At 72.4% G+C, this 26,070-nt stretch carries 25 protein-coding genes; 17 read left to right on the top strand and 8 right to left on the bottom strand.

Going from position 1 to position 26,070, the window contains the following annotated elements:
• Positions 1–36: 36 nt before the first annotated feature.
• Both ACLZOT_RS38085 and ACLZOT_RS38080 read right to left on the bottom strand, forming a co-directional pair.
• A complete protein-coding gene (locus ACLZOT_RS38085) occupies positions 37–1,530 on the bottom strand; it encodes an FAD-binding oxidoreductase (protein WP_416973732.1) in 1,494 nt (497 codons plus the stop codon).
• A 140-nt stretch (positions 1,531–1,670) separates the two neighbouring features.
• Positions 1,671–2,252, bottom strand: coding sequence for a hypothetical protein (locus tag ACLZOT_RS38080; protein WP_416973731.1), 582 nt, complete (start codon positions 2,250–2,252; stop codon positions 1,671–1,673).
• Between the two features lie 410 nt (positions 2,253–2,662).
• Here ACLZOT_RS38080 and ACLZOT_RS38075 point away from each other — a divergent pair, with 410 nt between their 5' ends.
• Positions 2,663–2,986 carry a hypothetical protein gene (locus ACLZOT_RS38075; protein WP_416973730.1) on the top strand — a complete coding sequence of 108 codons (324 nt, stop codon included), beginning with the start codon at positions 2,663–2,665 and terminating at the stop codon, positions 2,984–2,986.
• A gap of 11 nt (positions 2,987–2,997) precedes the next feature.
• Positions 2,998–3,591, top strand: a complete 594-nt coding sequence (locus tag ACLZOT_RS38070) for a hypothetical protein (RefSeq protein ID WP_416973729.1) — start codon at positions 2,998–3,000, stop codon at positions 3,589–3,591.
• Positions 3,592–3,753: 162 nt separating this feature from the next.
• Here ACLZOT_RS38070 and ACLZOT_RS38065 read toward each other — a convergent pair whose 3' ends face one another.
• Together ACLZOT_RS38065 and ACLZOT_RS38060 are read right to left on the bottom strand one after the other, a co-directional pair.
• Positions 3,754–4,545 carry a LysR family transcriptional regulator gene (locus ACLZOT_RS38065; RefSeq protein WP_416973728.1) on the bottom strand — a complete coding sequence of 264 codons (792 nt, stop codon included), beginning with the start codon at positions 4,543–4,545 and terminating at the stop codon, positions 3,754–3,756.
• A 743-nt stretch (positions 4,546–5,288) separates the two neighbouring features.
• Positions 5,289–5,747, bottom strand: coding sequence for a hypothetical protein (locus ACLZOT_RS38060; protein ID WP_416973727.1), 459 nt, complete (start codon positions 5,745–5,747; stop codon positions 5,289–5,291).
• A 243-nt stretch (positions 5,748–5,990) separates the two neighbouring features.
• Here ACLZOT_RS38060 and ACLZOT_RS38055 point away from each other — a divergent pair, with 243 nt between their 5' ends.
• Complete coding sequence (locus tag ACLZOT_RS38055; protein WP_416973726.1) at positions 5,991–6,845, top strand: MerR family transcriptional regulator; 855 nt, start codon at positions 5,991–5,993, stop codon at positions 6,843–6,845.
• A gap of 69 nt (positions 6,846–6,914) precedes the next feature.
• Here the strand turns inward: ACLZOT_RS38055 and ACLZOT_RS38050 are convergent, their stop codons facing one another.
• On the bottom strand, positions 6,915–7,244 hold the full coding sequence (locus tag ACLZOT_RS38050; RefSeq protein WP_416973725.1) for a hypothetical protein: 330 nt from the start codon (positions 7,242–7,244) through the stop codon (positions 6,915–6,917).
• A 248-nt stretch (positions 7,245–7,492) separates the two neighbouring features.
• Between ACLZOT_RS38050 and ACLZOT_RS38045 the strand changes: the two genes are divergently transcribed.
• From ACLZOT_RS38045 to ACLZOT_RS37990, 12 genes are all read left to right on the top strand, one after another.
• Entirely contained in the window at positions 7,493–7,795 is a 303-nt protein-coding gene (locus ACLZOT_RS38045; protein WP_416973816.1) for a hypothetical protein, read from the top strand.
• A 69-nt stretch (positions 7,796–7,864) separates the two neighbouring features.
• Positions 7,865–8,182 (top strand): ArsR/SmtB family transcription factor, encoded by a 318-nt coding sequence (locus ACLZOT_RS38040; protein WP_416973724.1) that lies wholly within the window; start codon positions 7,865–7,867, stop codon positions 8,180–8,182.
• Between the two features lie 167 nt (positions 8,183–8,349).
• Positions 8,350–10,578 (top strand): MMPL family transporter, encoded by a 2,229-nt coding sequence (locus ACLZOT_RS38035; RefSeq protein WP_416973723.1) that lies wholly within the window; start codon positions 8,350–8,352, stop codon positions 10,576–10,578.
• Between the two features lie 89 nt (positions 10,579–10,667).
• Complete coding sequence (locus tag ACLZOT_RS38030; RefSeq protein ID WP_416973722.1) at positions 10,668–11,951, top strand: sensor histidine kinase; 1,284 nt, start codon at positions 10,668–10,670, stop codon at positions 11,949–11,951.
• Positions 11,948–12,607 (top strand): response regulator, encoded by a 660-nt coding sequence (locus ACLZOT_RS38025; protein WP_416973721.1) that lies wholly within the window; start codon positions 11,948–11,950, stop codon positions 12,605–12,607. The genes ACLZOT_RS38030 and ACLZOT_RS38025 overlap by 4 nt, the downstream gene beginning before the upstream one ends.
• Positions 12,608–12,656: 49 nt before the next feature.
• Positions 12,657–13,316, top strand: a complete 660-nt coding sequence (locus ACLZOT_RS38020) for a LuxR C-terminal-related transcriptional regulator (RefSeq protein ID WP_416973720.1) — start codon at positions 12,657–12,659, stop codon at positions 13,314–13,316.
• Between the two features lie 14 nt (positions 13,317–13,330).
• Positions 13,331–14,020, top strand: coding sequence for a response regulator transcription factor (locus tag ACLZOT_RS38015; protein WP_416973719.1), 690 nt, complete (start codon positions 13,331–13,333; stop codon positions 14,018–14,020).
• A 281-nt stretch (positions 14,021–14,301) separates the two neighbouring features.
• Positions 14,302–14,748 carry a hypothetical protein gene (locus ACLZOT_RS38010; protein ID WP_416973718.1) on the top strand — a complete coding sequence of 149 codons (447 nt, stop codon included), beginning with the start codon at positions 14,302–14,304 and terminating at the stop codon, positions 14,746–14,748.
• A gap of 282 nt (positions 14,749–15,030) precedes the next feature.
• Positions 15,031–16,608 (top strand): hypothetical protein, encoded by a 1,578-nt coding sequence (locus ACLZOT_RS38005; RefSeq protein ID WP_416973717.1) that lies wholly within the window; start codon positions 15,031–15,033, stop codon positions 16,606–16,608.
• 217 nt (positions 16,609–16,825) lie between these two features.
• Positions 16,826–18,250, top strand: coding sequence for a streptophobe family protein (locus ACLZOT_RS38000; protein WP_416973716.1), 1,425 nt, complete (start codon positions 16,826–16,828; stop codon positions 18,248–18,250).
• The gene (locus tag ACLZOT_RS37995) at positions 18,237–18,953 is read left to right on the top strand and encodes a response regulator transcription factor (protein ID WP_416973715.1); all 717 of its coding nucleotides are present in this window, start codon (positions 18,237–18,239) and stop codon (positions 18,951–18,953) included. Before ACLZOT_RS38000 ends, ACLZOT_RS37995 begins: the two co-directional genes overlap by 14 nt.
• Positions 18,950–20,479, top strand: coding sequence for a sensor histidine kinase (locus tag ACLZOT_RS37990; protein ID WP_416973714.1), 1,530 nt, complete (start codon positions 18,950–18,952; stop codon positions 20,477–20,479). The genes ACLZOT_RS37995 and ACLZOT_RS37990 overlap by 4 nt, the downstream gene beginning before the upstream one ends.
• A gap of 21 nt (positions 20,480–20,500) precedes the next feature.
• Here the strand turns inward: ACLZOT_RS37990 and ACLZOT_RS37985 are convergent, their stop codons facing one another.
• Together ACLZOT_RS37985 and ACLZOT_RS37980 are read right to left on the bottom strand one after the other, a co-directional pair.
• On the bottom strand, positions 20,501–20,824 hold the full coding sequence (locus tag ACLZOT_RS37985; RefSeq protein ID WP_416973713.1) for a MoaF-related domain-containing protein: 324 nt from the start codon (positions 20,822–20,824) through the stop codon (positions 20,501–20,503).
• Complete coding sequence (locus ACLZOT_RS37980) at positions 20,825–21,583, bottom strand: nuclear transport factor 2 family protein (RefSeq protein ID WP_416973712.1); 759 nt, start codon at positions 21,581–21,583, stop codon at positions 20,825–20,827.
• Between the two features lie 104 nt (positions 21,584–21,687).
• On the opposite strand from ACLZOT_RS37980, the gene ACLZOT_RS37975 reads away from it, so the two are divergent.
• Together ACLZOT_RS37975 and adhE are read left to right on the top strand one after the other, a co-directional pair.
• Positions 21,688–22,581 carry an AraC family transcriptional regulator gene (locus tag ACLZOT_RS37975; RefSeq protein WP_416973711.1) on the top strand — a complete coding sequence of 298 codons (894 nt, stop codon included), beginning with the start codon at positions 21,688–21,690 and terminating at the stop codon, positions 22,579–22,581.
• A gap of 129 nt (positions 22,582–22,710) precedes the next feature.
• Entirely contained in the window at positions 22,711–25,353 is a 2,643-nt protein-coding gene (gene adhE / locus ACLZOT_RS37970) for a bifunctional acetaldehyde-CoA/alcohol dehydrogenase (protein WP_416973710.1), read from the top strand.
• Here adhE and ACLZOT_RS37965 read toward each other — a convergent pair.
• On the bottom strand, positions 25,292–25,984 hold the full coding sequence (locus ACLZOT_RS37965; protein WP_416973709.1) for a hypothetical protein: 693 nt from the start codon (positions 25,982–25,984) through the stop codon (positions 25,292–25,294). The genes adhE and ACLZOT_RS37965 overlap by 62 nt on opposite strands.
• Between the last annotated feature and the right edge of the window lie 86 nt (positions 25,985–26,070).

Raw genomic sequence — 26,070 nt, 5'->3', positions numbered from 1 at the left:
ACGACGGCCGCCGGCGGACCGAGCGGGCTGTCCCCTTCAGCCGATGGCTTGCCGGTAGCGGAACAGGCCGGACGGGTCGTAGCGGTGCTTGACGGCGGTCAGGCGGTCGTAGTTGGGGCCGTAGTAGGCGTGCTGCCAGTCGCGCAGGTCCGGGTCGGGGAAGTTGACGTAGGCGCTGTGGGTGGCCAGGCGGTGGCGGAGCATGTGGTGGGCGGTGCGGGTCTGCCGGAGGAGGGAGCCGACCTCGGCGGGTGGGGTGCCGGGTTTCCAGTGGGTGCCGATGTCGATGACGAAGGTGGCGTCGCGGTGCGGGTAGGCGGTCTCGTCGGGGCGGGGTGCGGCGCTGTCGCCGCCCATGGCGAAGAGGGTGACGTAGCCGGTGGCCCGGGCGGGTCCGGGACGCCAGCCGCGGGCCCAGTCGGCGATCGCGGCGACCGTGTCGGGGGTGGGCCACCGGTCGGGGACGAGGGACTTGGAGGCGTAGGCGTCCTTCGCGCCGAGGGGGTCCATCAGGTAGTCCTGCGCCGACCAGAATCCGCGCTCCTCGACGAAGACCCGCGCCGGGCGCAGCCGCAGCAGGGGGGCGAGCAGGCGGCGCAGGGTCCTCTCGTCGCCGATCCGCTGCCCGAGGAGCCCGAGCGTGGCGGTGCCGTCGCCGGCGTGTCTGAAGCCGATCCGGACGTCGAAGTCGTTGTGCCGGTCCGCGTCGAGGACGTACCGCACCTCGTCCATCACCTCCACGCCGGCGTCCAGGGCGAACGTCAGGTCGAACACCGTGGCGCGCAGCCGGGCGACGGGTACGGCGTCGAAGACGAAGCCGGTGTTGATGCCGAAGTTGCCGCCCGCCCCGCCCCGGCAGGCCCAGTACAGGTCGGCGTTCTCGTCGGGGGCGGCGCGTACCGGTGTGCCGTCGGCGAGGACGACCCGGGTCTCGGTGAGCCGGTCGCAGGTGAGGCCCCACTTGCGGTCGTTGAACCCGAGTCCGCCGCCGAGGGTGAGTCCGGCGACCCCCACTCCCGGGCAGCGCCCGCCGGGGAAGTACAGGCCGGCCGCGCGGGCCGCGTACACGTCCGAGTTCGTGGCGCCGCCGCCGAGGCGCAGTCGCCGTCCTCGCGGGACCACGTCGTTCATCGCGCGCAGGCTGATCACCAGGCCGGGGGTGGTGGAGTACCCGGCGTAGTTGTGCCCGCCGGAGCGGGCCGCGAACGGTACGCCGTGCCGGGCGCACCACTTGATCGCCGCGGCCACGTCGCCCTCGGTCGCGCAGGTGAGGACGGCGGCCGGGCGCACGGACGCGTAGCGCTGGTTGTCGGGTGTCGCCCGTGCCGCGTACTGCGCGGTCCCCGGGCGGTGGAGAGCCGCGGCCGGGCTCAGACTCCGTCGCAGCGCACGCCACGCGGCCGGGTCGACACCGCCGTCCGCGGGCCGGAGCCGGGCGGCGGCCGCGCTTCCTGCGCCCAGCCCGGTCAGGCTCCCCGAGGCGAGGGCAGCCGCCCCGGTCCGTAGTGCTTCTCGTCGGCCGATCTCCACGGACGATTCCCTTCATGGTCGGTACCGGCCCTGGTCCGAGGGCCGGACCCACCATGAAGGGAAGGCGGGGCGGTCGTTCGCCGTGACACCGGGGAACGAGGACGGTTCACGCTGATGAACCACCTGCCGCCGGAGGGGGCTCAGATGAACGGCAGGACGAAGTCGTATCCGGCCACGGAGTGCGCGTTGCCCGCCGGGCAGCGGCCGTTGGTCGGGTAGCCGTAGTAGTAGAGGCCGTAGCACCTGGGGCAGAACCGCCAGTTGCGCTGGGTGCCGGCGGTCTCGGGGATGTCGTGGGGCAGGACGAAGTCGTACCCGGCCGCCGCGTGCGCGTTGCCGGCGGGGCAGCGGCCGTTGTCCGGGTAGCCCCAGAAGAACATGCCGTAACACTTCGTGCAGAAGCGCCAGTTGTGCTGGGCCGTCGGGGTTTCGGGGATGCTGTGCGGCAGGTTGAAGTTGTAGCCCGCCGAGTCGTGGCCGCCGCCGGCCGGGCAGGCGCCGTCGGTGGGGTAGCCGCGGAAGAACATCCCGTAGCACTTCACGCAGAACCGCCAGTCGGCCTGGTTCGCGCGCACCGCCGCGTTCGCCGGGCTCGCCGCCGCGCCCGCCGCGAGGGCGACGCCCGCCAGCCCGGCCGCCGTGCCGCCCAGGACACGGGCCAGGACCGTTCTGCGGGCCGGACCGCTTCTGCTCGTGCCTTCGTCTCGTGTCGCGAAGTCCATGCGTCCACCTCTTCACCGGTGAAACTCTTCACGAAGCCGATCGGCATTCGATGCGATGAGTATTCGGCCGATCTCTCTGCGTAGTCAATGGGTTTCGGGGGGCGCGCGGGAGCGCTCCCGTCCGACGGGGCCGGCGTTCCCGTGCATCCCCTGGCGGCGGGCAGTTACCGAGGAGGTGCTCGGCGGCGTGCCGGAGGTCGGGACCTGCGACGGCCGGCCGGTCCTCCTCGACGGCACGCTGGGCTGACTGCCCGGGATCAGCGTCGAGTTCGAACGCCTCCTGGCCCCCGCCACCGGTTACTTGCGGGCAAGTTGCGTGGTGCTTGCGTGGTGCCCGCGGTGCGGTAGCTGCCACTGTTCGGAGCATTCCGGCACTCATCGGAATACTCCTCCACGCGAAGGGCAACGCAGTGAAAAGGATCAAAGCGGCCGCCGTGGTGACGGCGGCGCTGGCCGGGGTGGCGGTCGCCACGGCGCCGGCTCAGGCCCATGAGTGGTCCGTCGACATCTGGCGCAACGACTGCCGGTACACCGGCTACAGCAACCACACCTACGCCTACACCCAGAAGGTGTCGGGGAACTGCTCGGGGCACGCGTGGCTCCGGGTACGCGACGGCGACACCATAAGCAGCTGGTTCAACGCCTCAAGGCTGGTCACGTATTCCGGTTACGACATCAAGGTGAGCGACCACAAGAGCTGCGCCGACTGCTCGTACAAGACCATCCGGCACTAGGCGCTCCCGGCATGAGGTGCCAGCATCTCGGCGGTGCCGCGCTGCTGCTCGCGCTCGGCCTCGGCGGATGCGGTCAGGGAGCGGGAGGGCCGGTCATATCGACGCCGACGGCCCAGTTCCACGACTACATCGGCGCGCGGGAACGCGAACAGGGCCGGGCCGGGCAACAGGCCCTGCTGGCCGACGGTTCCGCCGGCCGCGGTGACTACGAGGCCGCCGTGTCCGGGCTGCGCGCGTGCCTGGCACGAGGCGGCGTGACGCTCGTGAACCACGGCTGGAATCCGGTGAACCACCAGAGGATGAGCCTGTGGTACGAGAGTCCGTCGATGCCGGACGACGAGGTCGCCGCCTACGGCGATCAGTGCCACGCGGCTCACGTGGCCGACGTCGAGCTGCGGTACGCCGAGCAGCACCCGCCGCGTATGTCCGGCGCCCTCCTGGCGACCACCCGCCCGTGTCTGTCGGCCGCCGGCATCGCGACCACGGGGCACGAGACGAGCCTCTCGGAGCTGCTGGAGGCCACGGACCGGAAGAAGGATGTGCTCGCGTGCGTGACGGGGGGCGTCACGAAGCTCTATCCGGACAAGTCCTTCATCGTGAGCTGACCGCCAGTGGAGCCCGCCGGCCGCGCAAGCGCCCGGCGGGCTTTCCGCGCGCCCGGAATCAGGGCGCCGAACCGCCGGGCCCCGTCCCACCGCAGGCCCTGATGACCGCGGCGGTCTCCCGTACGACGCGGCCCGCCTCCGGTGCCGCCGCCAGCCATGTGGTCATCGTCGGCGGCAGGCCGGCCGGCGTCGCCCACCGCCACCCGGGCAGCCGGGCGGCAGCGGCGTGCTCGACGACGAGGACCGCGTCGCAGCCGGTCGCGTGGGCGTGGGCGAGGAGGTGCTCGGTGAACTGCGCGAAGCGCCAGTACGGCCGGACCCCGGCGGCCCGCGCGGCGGCGACGAGCCCGTGCTGCTCGGCGGGCAGCCGGTCCTGCGCGTGCAGCAGGACGCGTACGCCGTCGAGGTCCGCCAGCCCGAACCCGCCCCGCTCCGCGAGCGGATGCCCGGGCCGTACGGCGATGCCGAGCAGATCGTGGCGCAGTTCCCCGGCGTTGAGGGGATCGGGGGCGGCCGGTGGACGAGGCCGAGGTCCAGGAGCCTGGCGCCGAGCAGCCGGAGCTGTTCGGAGCTGGTGGCCTCGACGTACTCCAGGGCCACGTGCGGCAGGCGTGCGCGGACCGTGTCGACGAGGGCGACGAGCCAGGTCCCGTCGGTCCCGGGCGGGACGCCGAGGGTGACCGGCTGCCGTGCGGTGGCGGCGCCGGCGACCGTCTCGCGGGTCGCGTCGGCCAGCGTGAGCAGTTGGTGGGCGTGCGGGAGGAGCATCTGTCCAGCGGGGGTGAGGCGTACTCCGCGCGAGGTCCGTTCCAGGAGCCGCTGTCCCAGCTCGCGTTCGAGCTGGGCGATCTGCCGGCTGAGGGACGGCTGGGACACGTGCAGGCGCAGGGCGGCCCGGTTCACCGAGCCCTCTTCGGCGACCGCGACGAAGTACCGAAGGTGACGCAGTTCCATCCACTCCCCCGAGCGCCTCCGGTCATGCCCGGCGAGCATAACGGCTCTGCCGGACGGGACTTGGACGGTGGCCGGGGTGCGGGGCGGTCAGGAGTCACCGTCGGCGCACCCCCTGCACGGCACGCCCGCTCCCCTGTCCCCGAGGCGGGAGTCGCCCCGATGTCCTTCGTCGATCTGCCCGCCGGGCGGATGTTCTCCGTCGACCGGCCCGCCCCGCCCGCCGCACGGCCGCCCGGGGTGCTCGGTGCGCCGACGCTTCTGGTGCACGGGCTGTGGGACAACGCCGAGACGTGGGTCCAGCAGCTTCCCCGGCGGCGCTGCTGGAGCGCCGGGGCACCGGCCCGGTGGTGGTCGGGCACTCGATGGGTGCGTCGGTCGCGCGCTCCTGGATCAGCCCCTCCTCCGTGTCCGGCAGGAACCACTCCAGCGCTGCCTGGAGCCGTTCACGGGGGTGCGTGATCAGCGTGATCGACCCGCCCATCCGCCGCGCGATCTTCCGCAGTGTCAGCTCGGTCAGCCCGCCGTCGCTCAGCGCTTCAAAGACGCCATGACGATGTCGTGGACCCGCTTCTCCGGATCCACGTACCTCGGCACCGAGCCCTCCCGCCGCTCACGCCCGGCCGATCGTCCGCACACTTTGACGGCCACTGTCATACAACGGGCGCAACACGGCGACACAGCGAAAGCCGGGGCCGGGGGCCATACAGGGCCCCGGCCCCGGAAGTGCCGTCAGACCGGCCCCGTCAGGCGACGACGGAGATGGCCGCGCAGCTGGAGAAGGTTCCCTTCACGACACAGGCGTCGCCGTAGTACGTGTGGGTCTCGGTCAGGTCCCCGGTCCCCCACGGGCTCCAGTACGGCGCTCCGTGTCCGCGCGTGGTGACCTTGTGCGAGTCGGAGGTGCGCAGGGTCGCCTCGATGCCGTAACCGTCGGTGACGTTGTCGTAGGCGATGAGCGCGTCGCCGGGGTCACTGTTCCCGTCGCCGTCGAGGTCGCCGCCGGGGTCCTGGCTCCACCAGACCTGGCCCGCGTAGATGCCGTCGAGGTAGAGGTTGAACCCGCCGTACGGAGAGCGCAGCACGTCGATCGCGACGGCGGTGGTCTCCTTGGCGGCGGGCTGTGCCTGTGCGGCGGTCTGCGTCCCGAGGACGAACCCGAGGGCCGCGAGGCCCACCAGGGCGTGCTTGAGATGTACGCGCATGAGAATCCCCCAATTCAGAGCTGCGTGACGGGCGGCCTGGAAGCCGCCTCGGCGCATATGCAAGCACCTCACCTTGTCGGGGACACATCAAAGATCGAGATTCGGACAATGATCTGCCTGAAAACCACCCACCACACCCGCCCGCCGAGGGACAGGGCAACGGTGCGGACAAGGGGGTTTGCACGTGCCGTAGCGGCATGTGGTCGAGTGGGCGGCAAGCACCCCGTCGAGAGGCTCCCTCGCATGCCGTATCCCGCCGTCCCCCGCCGCGTCAAGATCGGCGATGCCGCCGCGTTCGCCGGGACGACGCCCCGCGCCATCCGCCACTACCACGCGATCGGGCTCCTCGCCGAACCGGATCGCGGTGGCGACGGCCGGCGCCGCTACGGGTACGACGACATGATCCGCCTGCTGTGGATCCGCACGATGGCCGATGCGGGCATCCCCCTGGACGACATCCGCGCCGGCCTCGAAGGCGGCGCCGGCATCGACCAGTCCCTGGCCCGGCTGGCGGAGTCCCTCGCCGCCAAGGCCGCCGCCATCGAAGCGCAGCGGGCCGCCGTACGCCGTCTCCGCGCGGCGGGCAGCCCTCTCGGCCTGCTCTCCCCGCTGGTCGGTGACCGCCTGCGCGATCTGCCGCCCGGCTCCCTGCGTACGGCCGATCTCGACACCCTCCTGATCACGGAACGCGTCTTCGGCCCGCTGGGCGCCGCCGCCCAGGCCGACCGGTTCGTCATCCTGGCCACCCGTCCCGAACTGCGGGCCGAGGAGGACCGCCTGACGGACGCCGAAGCGGCCCTGGACGACACCGTGTCCCCCGACGACCCCCGTATCGAGGACCTGGCCGCCCGGCGGTGCGCCCACGAGACCGCCCTAGCAGCCGCCGTCGCCGGATCCGGCCTGGACGAAACCCTCGATCTCCTCCTGGACCAGGAGGACGAGGAGATCGAGGAGAAGGGCGGGGCGCGGATGAGCGTGGCGGAGGCCGTCACCAAGATGCCGTACGACTTCTCCCCGGCCCGTGTCCGGTACGAGGAACGTGTCATCGACCTGCTGTACACCGCCGACCAGGCCGACGGCACCCCGCAGACCTGCTGAGGGACGCCGCCGGCCGAGGTCCTCCTTCAGGGCCGAGCCCGAAGGGGGACCCTCACCGTGGATCCGCGATCACTGGTCGAGAGCCGGCCAGCCGCCCGCGCCCGCGATCTTCCGCTCGGAGCAGACGATCTGGTCGCCGCCGCCGTTGGTGGCTATGCACGAGTCACCCTTGAGGAACCAGTAGTAACCCGACTCGTTGGAGAACGCGATCCCGTCCAGGTCGCGCGCGAAGCGCGTGCCCGCCAGCGCCGGCCATGCGCCGCTGGCGGTGATGTCGATCTGGTCGACCAGTAACTTGTCGCCGGCCATGTTGGTCTTGAGGCACTTGTTGCCCTTGAAGATCCAGTAGCCGTTGCCGACACACAGGAGGGTGTCGATGTCGTGCGTGAAGTCCTGCATGGTTACGCCTTCCCATCTCTCATGCCGTGACCGAACCAGCGTAGAAACGAACCAAGAGGAGCACAGCATCCCAATCCGGCCACAGCGAGGGGTAGTTGTTCATTTACGACATCGAGCCACCCGCCTGGTCTCTCTCAACCTCTCCTTACCCACACATGCAAGGATTGCTATATATTCACTTCAACATGAACGACCCGCGACAGCACCACCCGCGGGCCGACGATCAGCGCACCCAGGAGCACGAGCACATGAGCACCGTCACCGAGCACCACACCCACGAGGACCACGCGCACACCCACGGCGAGGGCTGCGGCCACGTCGCCGTCCCGCACGGCGACCACACCGACTACGTCCACGACGGCCACCTGCACCGCACGCACGACAGCCACGTCGACGAGTGCGCGCCCGCAGGTCACGGCGTCCACGAGGGCCACGACCACCAGCACGGCGAGGGCTGCGGTCACGTGGCCGTGCCGCACGAGGACCACGTCGACTACGTGCACGACGGCCACCGGCACGCCGCGCACGAGGAGCACTGGGACGACCACTGAGGCCCAGGGGGACCCCGGGGACGATTTCGACACAAACCGAAAACCATTGTCACATGCTAATGTGCGCATGTGACGTCTTCCCCTCCCCCGGCCTCCCCCGACGACGAGCCGGTACGGTCCCTGCAGGCGGCCAGCGACCTCCTGAGGGCGCTGGCCTCACCTGTCCGCATCGGCATCGTCCGCGAGCTGTCCCAGGGCGGGAAGTACGTCCACGAACTGGTCGACACCCTCGGGGTGAGCCAGCCCCTGGTCTCCCAGCACCTGCGCGTCCTGCGCACCTCCCGCATCGTGACGGCGAACCGCCGGGCCAGGGAGATCCAGTACGCCCTGACCGACGACCACGTCGCGCACATCGTCCTGGACGCCATCCGCCACGCCCAGGAGTGACGCACGGCGGCCGGTACTCGGGGACCAGGGACACCGGTACCGGGGTACTACAGGTCGCGCCCAACTGGATCCCACGGTGCCGGGAATCGGCCGAGATCCACTCCTAGCTTGAGGTCAGGACCGTTCAGGTCCCTTCTCCTGACCCTCATCTCTCACGGGAGTGCACCGTGGCTACCTTTCTGTACCGGCTGGGCCGGCTCGCCTTCCGGCGACGACGGCTCTTCCTCGTCTTGTGGATCGTCGTGCTGGCCGCTGTCGGGGTGGGCGCGGCGAACAGCCCCGGCACGTCGACGGACGACTTCACCCTCCCCGGCACGCAGTCCCAGAAGGCGATCGACCTGCTGGGCAAGGAGTTCCCGCAGGCGTCGGCCGACGGTGCCACCGCACGGGTCGTCTTCGAGGCTCCGAAGGGCCAGACGCTGACCTCCGGCGGCAACAAGTCCACGGTCGAGTCCCTGGTGGCCGGCCTGAAGACCGGGTCCCAGGTCGCGAACGCCTCCGATCCGTTCACCGCCGGACAGGTCAGCGAGGACGGCACGATCGCGTTCTCCCAGGTGACCTACAAGGTGCCGAAGTCCGACCTAGACGACGCCTCCTCCGACGCGCTGACCAGGGCCGCCGCCGAGGGCGAGAAGGCCGGCCTGACCGTCAGCCTGGGCGGCAACGCGGTCCAGGAGAAGAGCAGCAGCAAGGCGGCCGAGATGATCGGTCTCGTGGTCGCCGCGTTCGTCCTGGTGATCACGTTCGGCTCGCTGCTCGCGGCGGGGCTGCCGTTGCTGACCGCGATCATGGGGGTCGTGGCGGCGGTCTGCGCGATCACCATCGCGACCGCGTTCGTGGACATGTCCTCGGCCTCCACGACACTGGCGCTGATGCTGGGCCTCGCGGTCGCCATCGACTACGCCCTGTTCATCGTCTCCCGCTACCGCAGCGAACTGCGCGAGGGGCACGAGCCGGAGGAGGCGGCGGGGCGTGCCCTCGGCACCGCCGGGTCGGCCGTGGTGTTCGCCGGGCTGACCGTGGTCATCGCGCTGGCCGGGCTGAGCGTCATCGGCATCAAGATGCTCACCACGATGGGCCTGGGCGCCGCCTTCGCCGTAGCGGTCGCCGTCGTCATCGCGCTGACCCTGCTCCCGGCGATGCTCGGCTTCGCCGGGACACGCATCACGAAGGGCAAGCTCACGACCAAGCGACTGCGGGCGCAGGAGCGCGGCGAGGGCGAGACGATGGGCGTGCGCTGGGGCCGCTTCGTCACCCGCAACCCCGTCAAGATGCTCATCGGGTCGGTGGCCGTCCTCGGTGTGCTGGCGATTCCCGCCCTGTCGATGCGGCTGACCCTGCCCGACGACAGCATGGCCGCGCCGGACAGCACCCAGCGCGCCGCCTACGACACCCTCAGCAAGGGCTTCGGTGAGGGCTTCAACGGCCCGCTGACCGTGGTCGTCGACGCCCGCGACAGCAAGGACCCGCAGGCCGCCGCCGAGAGCGCGTACGCCACGGTCGGCAAGCTGCCCGACGTGGCCGCCGCCCGGCCCGCCGTGTTCAACGAGGCCGGGGACGTGGCGCTGATCGGCGTCGTCCCGAAGAGCTCCCCGTCGAGCGAGGACACCCAGGACCTGGTCAACGCCATCCGGGACCACAGCGCGGCGCTGCACACGGACACCGGCGCCGATCTGCTGGTCACCGGGACGACCGCCGTCAACATCGACGTGTCCGCGAAGCTGGGCGACGCGCTGCTGCCGTACCTGGCCATCGTGATCGGCCTCGCGCTGATCCTGCTCCTGCTGGTGTTCCGCTCGATCCTGGTGCCGGTGAAGGCGGCGCTCGGCTTCCTGCTGAGTGTGGTCGCCACCCTCGGTGTGGTGGTCGCGGTCTTCCAGTGGGGCTGGCTCAAGGACGTCTTCGGCATCGACGAGGCGGCGCCGATCGTCAGCGTCCTGCCGATCTTCATGATCGGTGTGGTGTTCGGCCTCGCCATGGACTACGAGGTCTTCCTCGTCACCCGGATGCGCGAGGAGTACGTGCACGGTGCCGAACCGACCGAGGCCATCGTGGCGGGGTTCCGGCACGGTGCCCGGGTGGTCACCGCCGCCGCCGTCATCATGATCGCGGTCTTCTCCGGCTTCCTCCTGGACGACACCGCGCTGATCAAGTCGATCGGCCTGGGGCTGGCGGCGGCCGTCCTCTTCGACGCCTTCGTCGTCCGGATGACGATCGTCCCGGCGGTGATGACCCTGCTCGGCCGCCGGGCGTGGGCCCTGCCGGCGTGGCTGGAGCGGGTCCTGCCGAACGTGGACGTCGAAGGCGAGAAGCTGCGCCACACCCTGGCGGCGCGGCAGGCGGACGGCCCGGCCGGTGAGAAGCCGGAACCGGCCGAACCGCTGCGCCACGGCTGACCCGCGCTCTTCCCGTCGCCCCTCCGCCCGTCGGCCCCTCCCCCGGGTCCGGCGGGCGGATCCCGCCCGCACCGTGAAGGGCGTCCCCCGTGACCTCGACGAACGCACCCGGCGCCGAGCGGGTGCAGCGGATTCCCGCACCGCTGATGAGCGACCCCGAGTACCGCGTGATCCGCTCGGTCGTCCTGCGGATCGCCGCCGGACGCCTGGCCGACCAGGCCCACCCGCGCGTACGGCGCTGGGGGGTGCCGGCGCTGTGCGCGCTGATCGGCCTGCCCGCCGTGCTGCACACCTCCGGCACCGTCGACGCCGTGATCACCGCGGCCCTGTCCCTGGCGTACGCGGTCCCGCTGCTGTGGCGGGAGCGCCGGCCGCTGCTGGTCTTCGCCGTCACCTCGGCGGTCCTCGCGGTCTCGTTCCCGCTCGACGCGCTCACCGGTTCCGCCTGCGCCTGGGTGAACGCCCTGTACCAGGTGGGCCGCCACGAGTCGCCCCGCCGGCTGGCCGGCGCCGTCACCGTGGCTGTCGCGCAGGTCCTCGTCTGGGCTTTCTTCGCCCGCAGCGGCAGTCAGCTGAAGCAGATGACGCGCCCCGACGTGGTGACGCTCATGGCGGCCCTGCTGCTGGCGGCGTGCGCCGGGCTCGGGCTGGCCGGGCGGCTGGTGAACGCCGCGCTCGCCGCGCTGGAGAAGGAGCGCGACCGGCAGGGCCGGCTGGCCGCCGCCGAGGAGCGGGCCCGGGTCTCCCGGGAGATGCACGACATCCTCGGTCACACCCTCGCCGTCATCGTCGGTCTCGCCGACGGGGCCGCCGCCCTCGCCGCGACCGACCCCCGCAGCGGCGCCGACACCCTGCGGATCATCGCCGACAGCGGCCGTGACGCCCTGGGGGAACTGCGCCGCCTCCTGGCCGTCATCGGCGACGACGACACCCCGCACGACGAAGCCCCGCTCGCCCCGCAGCCGGGCCTGTCCGACCTCGACGCGCTCCTCCAGCGCGTCCGCGCGGCCGGCCCCACCGCCACCCTGCGCACCGACGGCGACCTCACCGGCCTCACCCGGGGTCTCCAGCTCGCCGTCTACCGCATCGTCCAGGAAGCCCTCACCAACAGCCTCAAGTACGCGGGAACCGGCACGACGGTCGAGGTCGCCGTCACCGCCGACGCCCACGCCGTCCACGTCGTCGTGGCGGACACCGGCCCCGCGCACACCCCGCTGGAGAGCCGGCCGGGCGGCGGTCGCGGCCTCGTCGGCATGCGCCAGCGCGCCGCGCTCTACGACGGCGGTGTCACCGTCGGCCCGAACGCCCGCGGCGGCTGGACCGTCCGCGCCCAGCTCAAGTCCGCCCGTCCACCACAGGAGCCGCCCGCATGACCACCGTCCTCATCGTCGACGACCAGGCCCTCCAGCGTCTGGGCTTCCGCATGCTGCTCCAGGCGCAGTCCGACATGACCGTCGTGGACGAGGCCGTCAACGGCGGCGAAGCGGTCCGCAAGGCGGCCGAACTGCGCCCCGACGTCGTCCTGATGGACGTCCGGATGCCGGGTATGGACGGCATCGAGGCCACCCGCAGGATCGTCGAGTCCGGGGGCCGCTCCAAGGTCCTCGTCCTGACCACCTTCGACCTCGACGAGTACGCCTACGACGCGCTGCGCGCCGGAGCCAGCGGCTTCTTCCTCAAGGACGCCCGGCCCGACGAACTCGTCGTCGGCATCCGCGCGGTGGCCGCCGGGGACTCCGTGATCTCCCCCGGCATCACCCAGCGCCTCATCGACACGTTCACCCGGCGGGCCCCCGCGGGCCGGGGCGCCGAGCACGAGCACCGGCTCGCCGCCCTCAGCGAACGCGAGCGGGAGGTCCTCGCCGCGGTCGCCTCCGGCTGGACCAACACCGAGATAGCGGACCGGCTCCACCTCGCCGAGTCCACGGTCAAGTCCCACGTCAGCCGCGTCCTCGCCAAGATCGGCGCCCGCGACCGGGTGCAGGCGGTGATCTTCGCGTACGACGCGGGAGTGGTACGGCCCTCCTGAAGCCGCCGGTACCGGCCGCCCGCCACCGCTTCCCCCCACGGAGCCCCCCATGACCACTGTCCTCATCGTCGGCGACCAGGCCCTCAGACGCCTCGGCTACCGCGCCCTGCTGGAGACACGGACCGACATGACCGTCGTCGGCGACACGGCGGCCTGCTCCGAAGTGGGCGGTATCTGCGCGCAGTCGCACCCCGACGTGGTCCTGATGGACGTCCCCGTGTCCCTCGCGGGCAGCATCGAGACGATCCGCCAGGTCACGGCGCCGGGTGCGCACCAGGACGTCCCGCGCTCACCCCGCGTGCTGGTCCTGTCCCCGGCCGACGTCGACGAGCACGCGCTCGCCGCGCTGCGCGCCGGTGCCACCGGCCTCCTGCCGGAGACCGTCCGGCTCGACGAGCTGACCGTCGCGCTCCAGGTGGTGGCGACGGGGCAGGCGGTGCTGTCGCCGAGTCTGGCGCGGCGGCTCGTCGACGCCTTCCCGTGCGGCGCCGGCGAGGACGGCCGGCTGGTCGCGCTCACCGGACGCGAGCGCGCCGTGCTCGTCGAGCTGGCCGCCGGCCGCACCAACGCCGAGATAGCCGGACGCCTGTCCGTCGGCGTCACCACCGTCAAGTCCCACGTGAGCCGCATCCTCGCCAAGACCGGTGCCCGCGACCGCGTGCAGGCCGTGGTCGTCGCCTACGAGACCGGCCTCGTCCGGCCGGCCTGACACCAGGAGGAACCGTGCGTGTACTTCTCGTCGAGGACGACCGGGACGTCGCCGACTGCGTACGGCGCGGCCTCGCCCGGCACGGTCACGTCGTGACCTGGGTGTCCACCGGGCGGACGGCGCTGGCCGCGCCCCCGGCGGACCTGGTCCTGCTCGACCTCGGGCTGCCGGACATGGACGGGCTCGACGTCTGCCGGGAGCTGCGGGCGCGCGGTGACGTGCCGCTCATCATGATCAGCGGCCGGGACGGCGAGACCGAGAAGGTCGTCGGCCTCGAACTCGGGGCCGACGACTACCTCGTGAAGCCCTTCCCGGTCCGCGAACTGGCCGCCCGGATACGCGCTGTGCACCGCCGCTCCCGCGATGCCGGGTCGCCTTCGCAGGTGGCGTGCGGCAGGGTGACCCTCGACCGGCGAGCGCACCGCGTCTTCCTGGACGGGGCCGAAGTCCCGCTCGCCCGCAAGGAGTTCGCCCTGCTCGCCTTCCTCACCGAACGCGCGGGGACCCTGGTGTCCAGGGAGCACATCATGGCTGCGGTGTGGGACGCCAACTGGTTCGGCCCGACGAAGACCCTCGACGTCCATGTCACCGCCCTGCGCAACAAGTTCGGCGACGCGCTGACCATCGAGTGCGTCCGCGGAGTCGGCTTCAGACTCGGCCCCGGACCGGGACACCAGGACACCTTCGTCCCGTCACGCCGTTGACACGGAACCGCTCGCCGCCCGATCGACGATCGCGGTCCGGCCGCCCAGCCGTCGTCAAAAAGCCCTGGTCTCCTTACGCACGTTCCAAAGCGACTGAACGCGCTGACCGAGTGGCTGAACAGCAAGCTCGTATGGCTGGAGTTCCATCACCTCGTCCTGACCGGCACGCTCCTCGGGGTGATGGTCTGCTGCGACCTCGGCGGCGCGATCGGCAACGCGGCCGTCGCCTTCGGCATCGTGGGGGTGAGCGGGGTCGACCGGCCAAGTTCAACCCGACCGACATGACGATGATGGCCGCCGTGGTCGCGGCCGGGATGGTCCCTGCGCTCGGCATGTCCCTCGCCACCGTCGTCCGGGGCAGGCTCTTCACCCCCGCCGAACGGTCCTACGGCAAGGTCGCCTGGCTGTTCGGAGCCGCCTTCATCCCCGAGGGCGCCGTCCCCTTCGCCCTCGCCGACCCCCTGCGGGTGATCCCCGCGGGCATCGCGGGCGGAGCCGTCACCTGCGCCCTGACGATGGCCTTCGGCGCCACGGTCACCGTCCCCTACGGCGGCCTCCTCGCCGTCGGCGACATGGGCCGGCCGCTGCTCCTCGTCCTGGCCGTCGCCCTCGGGGCGCTGGTCACCGCCGCGACGGCCGTGGTCCTCAAGAGCTACGCCAGGAAGCCCGCCCCGGTGCCGGTGAACGCGCCGGGCAAGGTCCGGCGGAAGGCGGCTGCCGTGGGGTGAAGCGGTGCCGGGTGACGTGTGTGCCGTGGCGGCGCCCGCCTCGGGGGTCGCCGCGGCGAGCCCCTGCTCGACCAGCAGCGTCCGGGCCGCCCACACCATCCGGTACGCGAGTGCGAGCCGGCCGTGGTACCACGGTGCCGATTCCCTCGTACCGGCGTCGCATTCCACTCCGGATCGCCCCAACCCTCCTTGTGACCAGGTGAGTTGCCTTGTTCCATGCGAGGCGCAACGCCGACCGACGTGTCCTCGGCGGCACGTCACCCAGCCAAGGAAGGGCGAACCATGCCCCTTGCCGGTACTGCGGGAATCAAGCGGTTCACCGCGTTACGCGCCATTCCCCTCCTCGTGGTCTCCACAGCCCTCGTGACCGTCATGAGCACACCGGGCGGCGCGCACGCGGCGACGACCGCGCCGCCCGCGATCCCCAGCACGCAAGACCCCTCCGCCGGACCGGACTTCACGGGCCGCCCGGCCGAGGCCCAGCCCCTCGCCCCGCAGCCCCGGTTCGATCCCCAGGTCTCCACCATGCACGGGGACGCCGGGAACACCAAGGTCACCTCCGCCCCCGGCCCGCTGGGCGCGAACCCCCGGGTGACATCCGCCCGGGCGACCGCCGGCACCCTCCTGTGGGACCGGCAGGGCGGACTGTCCGCCGGGTACGTGGACACCTCCTCCGGTACGGCGTCGTACGGCATCTCCGCGCTGGACCCCGCGACGATGGCGGTCGAGTTCTCCTGGGCGGCGCCCTCCGGTGCGCACCTCAACATCCCGTACATGTCGATGAACGAGCACGGCCGGATCCTGGTCAGTTCACAGGAAGGCCACGTGTACGTCGTCCGGCGCGACGGCGGCTCCTTCTCGGTGGAACGTGACATCGACCTGACCGCCCAGGGAGCCCTGCGCCCCGGGGAACCGCTGCTCAACAGCTCCTGGGACGCGCAGGGCGACATCTGGTTCACCACCGGCGCGGTCACCGGCACCGACCCCGGAACCGGCACGACGATCGGCGTCCTCGACCAGGACGGCACCGCCCGGGTCCGCCACCTCGACGAGCAGATCGTGGAGAACGGCATCGCGGTCAGCGGCACCACGGCGTACGTCGTGACAGGGCCGGCCGGCGCGGCGGACCACGCGGACGCCACCGGCTCCCTGTACGCGCTCTCGGCGGAAAACGAGGGGGCACCGGAGATCCTGTGGGAGGAGCCGTACGCGGCAGGGGACGCGGTCAAGCCCGGCGGTTTCGCGCGGGGTTCGGGGGCCACGCCCACACTGCTGGGTGACCGGTACGTCGCCATCACGGACAACGCGGACGACCAGATCGACCTGCGGGTGTACCGCCAGGGGGCAGTGCCCCAACTCGTGTGCAGCGTCCCCCTGTTCAGCGCCGGAGCCAGTGCCAACGACATCGGCGCCATCGGGTACGAACACGACGGGCAGGCCAGTGTCGTCGTCCTCGACGACTACAACGCGCCCGTCCTGCCGACGGCGTCCTCCGACGTCGACGGCCCGCACAACGACATGACCGCGATGGCACCCGGCGTCCAGCGGATCGACGTCGACGCGGACGGCACGTGCCGGACCGTGTGGACCACCCCGGAGCGGATCAAGTCGGTGCCCGTCCTGTCGGCGGCCACCGGGCTCGTCTACGGCTACGGGCAGGACGCGGACCTCGCCGCCGACGGCACCTACGTCTGGTACGCCGAGGCGATCGACTTCCGGACCGGAGAGGTGGTGTGGAAGAAGCGCACCGGGGCCGGCGGCACGTTCAACGACATCTTCGCGCCGGCGAGCCTCGGTCCCGACGGCACGTTCTACCAGCGGGTCGCCGGAGGGCTGGTGGCCGTGAAGGACGGCGGTTGAGAGAGGTTCTGGGAGGTTTCTGAGAGGTGCGGCCGGGGCACGGCCTCGGCCGCACCTCACCCGGTCCGGCTCTCAGGAACCTCCCAGAACCTCTCCGGAACCGTGCAGGGACGGCCGACACGCTGGGCGCGTCCCGTTCCCGGAACCGAAGCGGAGTGTTCCTGTCGTGCCTGTCACCACTTCCCCGCGCCCTCGCGGGTCCAGGACCGCCCGGCCCGTGCCGCCCCCGCGCGACGGCCGGTACGCACACGCCGTCGAAGGTGCGGTGGCCGCGCTGTGCGCGGTGCTCGCCATGGTCGTCGTCGCTGCGCTCGCCCTGTCCCTGCTGGACGCGGGGTCAGTCGGCTCGCTCGCGCCGCTGACGGCGGCCGTCGCCTCCCTGGCCGTCGGGGGTTCCCTGAGCGCCGGGCCGGACGCCTCGGGTACGGCGGAGGGTTCCGGTCTCGCGGGCCTGTTCGGCGGCGGGGGCGGCATGGGCCCGGCCATGAACGGGTCGGCGGACGTGATGCCGCTCGGGGTGACGCTCGTCGGGGCCGTCGTCCTGTGGTTCCTGTTCTCCCGGCGGCTGCGCCACCAGCGGCCCGAAGCCGGTGAACTGGCCGCACGCGCGGCCGGAGCGGGGGCGGCGGCGCTGTTCGCGCTCATGATCCTCGCGGCCCTCGCGAAGGGGACGATCACGCTGCCCGCGTCGATGACGGACCGGGGGGAGAGCGACGCGGGGGGCGGCATGCTGGGCCGTCTCCTCGGCGGCGGGGGTGAGGCGTCCGCGCCCACGATGGCGTACCACGTGAGCGTGGCGTCGGCGGCGTTCGGCGCCCTGCTGTGGGTGGCCGTGGTCCTGGGTGTGGGCTGCGTGACCAGCCGCCATGTGAGGGTGCCGCTCGGCGGGGCGGTGGACCGCGTACGGTCCGGCTGGGCGCCCGCGCTCGGGGCGGTCGTCCGGATGATCCTGATCGTGAGTGCGGTAGCCCTGCTGGTGCTCGCCTTCGTCGGACTGATGGCCGGCGGAAAGGCGGCGAAGCTGGCCGGCGCCGCCCTGCTGCTGGCGCCGAACGCGGTGGCGGCGTTCCTGTCGCTGGGGGTGGGGGCGCCGTGGACGGCGTCGGCGGTGCAGGTGAAGAGCGAGGGCGGCAATCCGCTGGCCGGTCTGATGGGTGCGCTGGGCGGCGGCCGGCGGCCGGTGGAGCCCGACCGGCACGAACACCTGCGGGCGGTGTCGGCGGCCGGCTGGCCGCTGTGGCTGGTGGCACTGACGGTGACCGGCCTCGCGCTGACGGCCTGCGCGTACGTCGCGACCCGGAACGCGGACCCGCGGCACATGCGCCCCCTGCACCCCTACCGCGGCCCCCTCGCCGCGCACGTCGGCCTCGCCGAGCGGTTCGGGCTCGTCACGGCCGCCGTGTTCGGCATGGCCTGTCTGGCGGCGGAGGCGTCCGGGCGGTTCGGGGCGAGCATGTTCGGCAGCGAGATGGGCGGCAAGGAGGCACGGTTCGACGGCAGCCTGCTGATGACCCTGGGGGGAGGACTGATCGTCGGCGCCGTGGCCGGGATGGCCGGCAGTCTCCTTTACCGGGCGATGACGTCCAGCCCTCGTATCCTCCCTCGCAAGCCCCCCGAGGAGGTACCCGTTGACCGTCGCTGAACAGTCCGGCGCCGCGAACCTGCTGGTCGTGGACGACGAGCCGACCGTACGGGAGCTGCTGTGCGCGGCGCTGCGGCACGCGGGCTTCACCGTCACGTCCGCCGCGACCGGCGGGGAGGCGCTGGAGGGCGCCCGGACGGTCGCACCGGACCTGGTGCTGCTGGACGTGATGCTGCCGGACATGGACGGCTTCGAGGTGATCCGCCGGCTGCGCGAGGGGCACGCCCCCTCGGCCGGCGGACACGTGCCCGTCGTGTTCCTCACGGCCCGCGACACCACCCGCGACAAGATCGACGGCCTGCACCTCGGGGGCGACGACTACGTCACCAAGCCGTTCGACCTCCAGGAGCTGATCGCCCGTATCCAGGCCGTCCTGCGCCGCACCGGCGGCGACCCGGCGGCGCTGCTGCGGGTGGCCGACCTGGAGCTCGACCCCGAGGGCATGCAGACGACCCGGGCGGGCCGGCCGGTGCGGCTGTCGCCGACCGAGTTCCGCCTCCTGCGCTATCTGATGGCCAACGCGGGCCGTACGGTCTCCAAGGCGCAGATCCTCGACCGGGTGTGGGAGTACGACTTCAGCGGGGACACCGGCATCGTCGACACGTACATCAGCTATCTGCGCCGCAAGCTCGACGACGGCGGCCCGAAGCTGATCCACACCGTGCACGGCGTCGGGTACGTGCTGCGCGGGCCCCGGTCATGACGCGCGCCCGGTGGACGCGTGCCTCGCTGCGCAGCCGTGTCCTGCTGATCGCCGTCGCCCTCCTGACGGCCGGGTTCACGGCGTTCAGCCTGCTCACGGGGAACGCGCTGCGCGCCTATCTGGAGCACCGGGTCGACGGCCAACTCCGGGCGGCGGCGCAGGTGTTCGCGCTGCTGCCGCCGGTGACCGACGTCCACCGCACGCCTCCGCCGGGCCTCGCGGACTTCAGCACGGACGTGCTGGGCAACCCGGTCATCACGTACGTCGACGACGACGGCACCGTACGCGGCAGCGTCGACTCCCTGGCCGGCCCGAACCGGGACGCGCACGCGGCGGGGCCGGCGCTGCCCGAGCTCACGTCGGTGGCGGTCGCCGAGCGCGGTGGGCGGCCGTTCACCGTGGACAGCACGCGCGGGGACGGGCGGTGGCGGGTGGTCGCCGTGCCCCGAGGGACTCTGTCGGGGCCCGGGAGTGTGCTGGTGTCCGTGTCGCTGGCGGAGGTGGACGCGACCGTCGACCGGATGTGGCGGATCTACGAGGTGACCGGGCTGTGTCTGCTGGGGGCGCTGGCCGTGGCGGGCTGGTTCGCGGTGCGGTCCGGGCTGCGGCCCCTGTCGGACATCGAGCGGACGGCCGCCGAGATCGCGGGCGGCGACCTGTCGCGCCGGGTGCCCGAGCGGGCGGGGCCCGGCACCGAGGTCGGGCGGCTCGCCTCGGCGCTGAACGGGATGCTCGGCCAGATCGAGGCCGCGTTCGCCGCGCGCGCCGAGTCCGAGGCCCGGATGAGCCGGTTCGTCGCCGACGCCAGCCATGAGCTGCGTACCCCGCTGGCCGGCATCAAGGGCCTCACCGACCTGCACCGCATGGGGGCCGGGATCGACGACACCATGGACCGCATCGCCCGCGAGTCCGACCGCCTCACGCGTCTCGTCGAGGACATGCTCCTGCTCGCCCGCCTCGACGAACAGACCGCCGCTCCCCACGGCCCGGCCGCGCTCGACCTGGCCCCCGCCGACCTGCGCACCCTCGCGGTCGACGCCCTCCACGACGTACGGGCCCTGGACCCGGCCCGCGCCGTCGCCCTCACCGGTCCGGACGGCGACGGGCCACCGGCCTCCGCGCCCGCTCTCGCCGACGAGTCCCGGCTGCGGCAGGTCGTGACCAACCTGGTCGGCAACGCCGTCACCCACACCCCGCCCGGTACCCCGATCCGCGTCGGCGTCGGCACCCTCGGCGGATGCGCGGTCCTCGAAGTCGCCGACCAGGGGCCGGGGCTGACCGACGACCAGATCACCCGGATCTTCGACCGCTTCTACCGCGCCGACACCTCCCGCACGCGCGCCACCGGGGGCTCCGGCCTCGGTCTCGCCATCGCCCGCTCCCTCGTCACCGCCCACGGGGGCCGTATCGAGGTGCACTCGGTCCCCGGGCGCGGGGCGACGTTCCGGGTGCTGCTCGCGGGGGACGCGGACGAACTGCGGCCGTCGGCGCTGCCGGGCGAGGTCGCCGCCGGTGTTCAGCGGTGAGCCTCGGCGAGGGCTCGGGGGTCAGGCCGTTTCGAGGGTTCCCGTGTGGAGTTCTGCGACGCGGTGGCCGCCGGTCTCGTACGTCCACAGCGCGTGGACCGTCAGGGAGCCCAGGTTCATGACGTGGGTGACCGTCATGCCGGACTCCTCGACCCAGCCGACGACGAAGATGCCGGGGGCGACTTCGGCGGCGTGCAGGGCGACGTCCTCGCTCGCGCCCCGGGTGGGGCCTTCGAGGGTCTCGTAGTGGAGGGCGGTGCCGTCGGCGGCGTAGGTGTTGCGGAAGACGACTCCGTTGTCCACGCGGAGGACGAAGGTCCGGCCGGCGTAGCTCAGCGCGCTCATTCAGAACAGGCCGTTGGTGTGCGGGAGTTCGGCCGGGACCGGGGCGATGACGTCCCAGTGCTCGACGATCTTCCCGTCGGCGATCCGGAAGAGGTCCCAGTAGGCGACCGGCACCCCGAACTCGCCCTCCGACTGGAGCAGGACGAGGTCGCCCTCGGCGACGACGCGGTGGATCGTCGTGTAGACGAGGTTCTTGCCCTGCTCCGCCCAGCTCGCGGCGGCGGCGCCGAAGCCGGCCAGGCCGTCGGCGGCCTCCGGGTTGTGCTGGTGGTAGGTCTCGGTGGAGATGTAGTCGGTCAGCACCGAGTAGTCGGCGCCCTTGAGGACCTTCTCCGCGAAGTCCAGGACGAGCGCGCGGTTGGCCTCGGTGCGGTCCAGATCGCCGGGCTCGGCGGGGCCGTCGGTCTGTGTGCGCCCGGAGGCGGTGTCCGTGACGAGCGGGGTCAGCGCGTCCCAGTGCTCGGCCAGCCTGCCGTCCGCGTCGACGCGGAACAGGTCGAAGGCGACGAGGGGCTGCGGCCCGAAGCCGTGGTAGGTCCCGTGCAGCGCCACCAGGTCGCCGTCGGCGATGACCCGGGCTCCGTCGTAGCGGAACCCGTCCGTGAGGGAGGAGACCAGGCCGCGCAGGGCCTCGGGGCCGTCGGGGGCCAGCGAGCTGTGCTGGCGGTAGTCGGGCGAGACCCAGCGGTCGACGGCGGAGGGGTCCTTCTTCCCGAAGAGTTCCCCGGCGGCCTGGACGACGCGTTCCTTGTTGCTCATGACAGCTCCCTTTCGCCGTGACGCCGTCGCGCGGCGCCGTTCGGTTCGTCTCCTCGATCCTCGGCGGCGGGGGGCGGGGAGGCGAGGTAGCATCCGGAAGCGTCATGGTGGAAAGTGGACAGGCAGACGAAGCGCCCGGTATCGCGGCGGTGGGTTTCCGCAACCCGGACCGGTCCCGGCTGGGTCTGGAGGTGGTGCGGTACTCCCAGCTCACAGGCCGTGTCTCGGATGAGACCCGGACCCGCTCGCACCGCCCGGACTTCCATCTACTGGTCCTGACGACGGCGGGGACGGCACAGGTGACGGTCGATTTCGTCAGCCGCCCGTGCGCACCCGGCACGCTCCTGCACATCCGCCCGGGTCAGGTGCACCGGCTGTTCCATCCGTCCGTCGACGGCATGGAAGCGGACCTGGTGCTGTTCACGGCCGCCTTCCCGCCCCGCCTCGACCGCATCGCCCCGCTCCTGAGCCATCTGCCGGGACCGGTCGCCCGGCAGCTCGCCGACGACGAGTACGCCGGGATCGCGCGGACCATGGACGACCTGGCCACCGAGTACCGCCGCGCCACCGCCGGACCCGGGGCGCCCGGCGCCGCCGCCGACCTGCTCCGTCTCCTCCTCGCCACCCTGCTCGTCCGGATGACCCTGCTGCCCGGCGACACCGGCCCCGCCGCGAGCAACGACCTCTTCCGCCGCTTCCGGCACGAGCTGGACCGCTCCTACGCGACGACCCGCGGCGCCGCCGACTACGCCGCCCGCGTCGGCTGTTCGCCGCGCACCCTCAACCGGGCGTGCCAGGAGGCCACCGGCCGCACCGCGAAGGCGCTCATCGACGCGCAGGTCGCGCTGGAGGCGAAACGGCTGCTCGCGCACACGGACCTGCCGGTCGCCACCGTCAGCCGGCGGCTCGGCTTCAGCGAACCCACGAACTTCGGGAAGTTCTTCGTCCGCGAGACCGGCAGCACACCGGGGGCTTTCCGCGCCCAGGAACAGGGCTGACGGGGCGGGCCGGTTCAACCTGTTCAACCTGGTCGGGCCGTCGCAGCGGGGTTTGAGTCGGTCCTCGCGCGGGCGGAGCGTCTTTCATGGGGGCGTCGTACCGTCTCGCCTCTCGCCGCTGGAGTGTCCATGCCCGCCTCTGTCCGGTCCATGTCCCCCACCGCCGTATGCCCTCCTCAGCAGGTCCGCGATCCGGTGGACACGCTCGTGGAGCGGGCCGCGGCGGCGCTCGCGGCGTTCGAGCGGCTGGACCAGGAGCAGGTCGACGCGCTGGTGCGGAAGGCGGCTCTCGCGGCGCTCGGCAGCCATATGGATCTCGCCCGGCTGGCGGTGGAGGAGACGGGCCGGGGGCTGGTCGAGGACAAGGCGGTGAAGAACATGTTCGCCTGTGAGCGGATCACCCACCGCATGGCCGGCCTCAGGACCGTCGGCGTCGTCAGCCGCGACGAGTTGGACGGGATCGTGGAGATCGCCGACCCGGTGGGGGTGGTCGCCGCGATCGTCCCGATGACGAATCCCACGTCGACCGTGATCTTCAAGTCGCTGATCGCGCTGAAGACGCGCAACCCTGTCGTCTTCTCCTTCCCCCGTGCCGCGCAACGGTGTTGTGCGCAGGCCGCCCGCATCGTGCGGGACGCGGCCGTCGCCGCGGGCGCCCCCGCGCACTGCCTCCAGTGGACGGACGACTCGTCCCGGCAGACCACCGAACGGCTGATGCGTCACCCGGGGGTCGCGCTGATCCTCGCGACGGGCGGCGCCGGGCTGGTGCGGGCCGCGTACTCCTCGGGCAAGCCCGCCCTGGGCGTCGGACCGGGCAATGTGCCCGCCTACGTCGACGAGGGCGCCGACGTGGCGAGGGCCGTGCACGACATCGTGCTGTCCAAGACCGCCGATCACGGGATGATCTGCGCGTCCGAGCAGACGGTGATCCTGCACGAGGGGATCGCGGACCGGGCCCTGCGCGAGTTCGAGCGCCTGCACGCGCATGTGGCCTCCCCGCAGGAAGCGGGTCTGCTCACGCGGTACTTCTTCGGCGGAGACGGCCAGGGGGCGGCGCTCAACCCCGACGCCGTGGGCAGGCCGGCCGCGTGGATCGCCGACGCCGCCGGGTTCGCCGTACCCGCCGACACCTCGGTGCTCCTGGCCGAGGTGTCCGGGGTGGGCGCCGAGGAGCCCCTGACGCGCGAGAAGCTCTGCCCGGTGCTGTCGGTGGTGCGGGTGCCCGACCGCGAGCACGGGATCCGCCTCGCCGAACGGACCGTGTCCTTCGGGGGGCTCGGTCACACCGCGGCCGTCCACACGCCGGACGAGCGGCTGGCCGAGGAGTTCGGGCTGCGGGTCAAGGCGGTCCGGGTCGTGTGGAACTCGCCGTCGACGCACGGGGGCATCGGGGACGTCTACAACGCGTTCATGCCCTCGCTCACCCTCGGCTGCGGCACGTACGGCGGCAACGCGGTCGCCGGGAACGTGCACGCCGTCAACCTGCTGAACATCAAACGGATCGGACGGCGCACCACGTCCATGCAGTGGTTCAAGGTCCCGCCGAGGATCTACTTCGAGCCGCACAGCCTGCGCTACCTCGCCGACATGCCGGGCGTCCGGCGCGTCATGCTCGTGACCGGTCCGGGCGCGCGGCGGCGCGGGCACGTGGGGCGCGTCCTGGACGTCCTGGGCCGGCGACCCGATCCGGTCGAGGTGGACGTCGTCGACGGTGTCGAGGCCGAGCCCACCCTCGACACCGTCCGGCGCGGGGCGGCGCGTATGCGGGCGTTCGGCCCCGAGACCGTCATCGCGCTCGGCGGCGGGTCCGTGATGGACGCGGCGAAGGTGATGTGGCTGCTGTACGAGCATCCGGACCTCGACTTCGCGGACCTGCGCCAGAAGTTCTCCGACATCCGCAAACGCGTCGTCGCCGTCCCCCGGGCCGAGGCGCGGGCCCGGCTGGTGTGCGTGCCCACGACCGCCGGCAGCGGCGCGGAGGTGACGCCGTTCGCGGTCATCACCGACCCGGTCTCCGGTCTGAAGTACCCGATCGCCGACTACGCCATCACCCCCGACGTGGCGATCTGCGACCCGGCCCTCACCACCGACCTGCCGCCCGCCGTCACCGCGGACTCCGGTTTCGACGCGCTCACCCACGCCGTCGAGGCGTACGTCTCGGTGCACGCCTCCGACTTCACGGACGGCCTGTGCCTCAAGGCCGTCGACCTGGTCTTCGGGCATCTCGAACGGGCCGTGCGCGGTGGTCCGGGCGACCCGGAGGCACGGCAGCGGATGCACAACGCGGGCACCATCGCGGGGATGGCGTTCGGGAACGCGTTCCTCGGCGTCGTCCACGCGATGTCCCACACGCTGGGAGCCACGTACGGTGTCGCGCACGGCCGCGCCAACGCGCTGCTGCTGCCGCACGTCATCCGCTACAACGGCACCGTGCCGGGCAAGCTGACCGGCTGGCCCAAGTACGAGACCTACCGCGCCCCCGAGCGTTTCCAGGACATCGCCCGCGTCCTCGGCCTCCCGGCGTCCGACCCCGCCCGGGCCGTCGAGGAACTCGCCCGAGCCGTCGAGGAGTTGCGCGACAAGGCCGGCATCGAACCCTCCTTCCAGGCACTCGGCGTACCGGAACGCCCCTTCCTCGACGCCCTTCCCGAACAGGCCGTCAACGCCTACAACGACCAGTGCGCCCCCGCGAATCCCCGCATGCCGCTGTTCACGGAGCTGGAGACACTGATGCGTACGGCCTATTACGGCGGCCGGGACCCGAAGGGCTGACGGGCTCGGGCCGACAGTTCGGTGTGGACCTTTCTCGCCGCCTCCAGTTCGCCGGTGCACCGGCCCGGTTCGGCCGCGGCCAGTTCCTGGTAGAGGGTGAGGGCCTGCTCGGCCGGGGCAGGGCCTCGGTGCACCGGCCGGCGGCGAGCAGGAGGAGCACTGTCCGGTAGGCGCACTGGGCCAGCAGCGCGCGGTACCTGCCCGGCTCGGCGGTGTCCAGCCGCTGGTAGGTGTCGCGGGCGAGCACCGTGATCTCCGAGGCGGCAAGGCCGGGAGTGCCGTCCCCGCCGGGTCCGCCCGGGCCGCCGGAGCGCCCGTTCAGGCCCTGGCCGTCCGTCCCGGCCGGACCCGTGACGCCGGCCGTGCCGGGCAGGCCACCGCGGTTCACCTCGCCGCCGCTGCCCCGGTACGTCTCGGCGACCAGCAGCAGCGGGTTGCCGGGGAGTCCGGTGAGTTCGTAGCCGTTCGCGTGCGCGATCTCCCGTGCGACGAGCGCGATGCGTTTCTGCGGCCCGACCTGATGGTGGGCGAGCTCCGCCAGGATCTCCCTCTTCAGCGCGGCGTCGACGAGGGTGCTGTCCCGGACGCAGATCCAGTCGACGGGGATCGCTTCGCCGGCGGGTGTGGTCATGACCCGTTCCCCTTTGCAGCTCGCGGGTGCCAGCACGTCCTCACGGCCGAGAACGACGGTCCATGCCCGTACCGCGCAAGGGCCAC

This window comes from Streptomyces sp. 4F14 (genome assembly GCF_048159485.1).
In the GTDB taxonomy this organism is placed as follows: Bacteria; Actinomycetota; Actinomycetes; order Streptomycetales; family Streptomycetaceae; genus Streptomyces.
Note: the sequence above shows the minus strand (reverse complement) of the source record. Positions and strands in the feature narration are given on the sequence as shown.

Excerpts from the sequence above, each read along its gene's own strand:
- ACLZOT_RS38025 (WP_416973721.1), top strand. The coding sequence starts at position 11,948 with ATGACCACCGTCCTCATCGTCGACGACCAGGCCCTCCAGCGTCTGGGC.
- ACLZOT_RS37990 (WP_416973714.1), top strand. The coding sequence starts at position 18,950 with ATGACGCGCGCCCGGTGGACGCGTGCCTCGCTGCGCAGCCGTGTCCTG.
- ACLZOT_RS38010 (WP_416973718.1), top strand. The coding sequence starts at position 14,302 with ATGACGATGATGGCCGCCGTGGTCGCGGCCGGGATGGTCCCTGCGCTC.
- ACLZOT_RS38050 (WP_416973725.1), bottom strand. The coding sequence starts at position 7,244 with ATGCAGGACTTCACGCACGACATCGACACCCTCCTGTGTGTCGGCAAC.
- ACLZOT_RS37985 (WP_416973713.1), bottom strand. The coding sequence starts at position 20,824 with ATGAGCGCGCTGAGCTACGCCGGCCGGACCTTCGTCCTCCGCGTGGAC.
- ACLZOT_RS37965 (WP_416973709.1), bottom strand. The coding sequence starts at position 25,984 with ATGACCACACCCGCCGGCGAAGCGATCCCCGTCGACTGGATCTGCGTC.
- ACLZOT_RS38005 (WP_416973717.1), top strand. The coding sequence starts at position 15,031 with ATGCCCCTTGCCGGTACTGCGGGAATCAAGCGGTTCACCGCGTTACGC.
- ACLZOT_RS38055 (WP_416973726.1), top strand. The coding sequence starts at position 5,991 with ATGCCGTATCCCGCCGTCCCCCGCCGCGTCAAGATCGGCGATGCCGCC.
- adhE (WP_416973710.1), top strand. The coding sequence starts at position 22,711 with ATGCCCGCCTCTGTCCGGTCCATGTCCCCCACCGCCGTATGCCCTCCT.
- ACLZOT_RS37975 (WP_416973711.1), top strand. The coding sequence starts at position 21,688 with ATGGTGGAAAGTGGACAGGCAGACGAAGCGCCCGGTATCGCGGCGGTG.
- ACLZOT_RS38045 (WP_416973816.1), top strand. The coding sequence starts at position 7,493 with ATGAGCACCGTCACCGAGCACCACACCCACGAGGACCACGCGCACACC.
- ACLZOT_RS38020 (WP_416973720.1), top strand. The coding sequence starts at position 12,657 with ATGACCACTGTCCTCATCGTCGGCGACCAGGCCCTCAGACGCCTCGGC.
- ACLZOT_RS38070 (WP_416973729.1), top strand. The coding sequence starts at position 2,998 with ATGAGGTGCCAGCATCTCGGCGGTGCCGCGCTGCTGCTCGCGCTCGGC.
- ACLZOT_RS38060 (WP_416973727.1), bottom strand. The coding sequence starts at position 5,747 with ATGCGCGTACATCTCAAGCACGCCCTGGTGGGCCTCGCGGCCCTCGGG.
- ACLZOT_RS38080 (WP_416973731.1), bottom strand. The coding sequence starts at position 2,252 with ATGGACTTCGCGACACGAGACGAAGGCACGAGCAGAAGCGGTCCGGCC.
- ACLZOT_RS37980 (WP_416973712.1), bottom strand. The coding sequence starts at position 21,583 with ATGAGCAACAAGGAACGCGTCGTCCAGGCCGCCGGGGAACTCTTCGGG.
- ACLZOT_RS38065 (WP_416973728.1), bottom strand. The coding sequence starts at position 4,545 with ATGGAACTGCGTCACCTTCGGTACTTCGTCGCGGTCGCCGAAGAGGGC.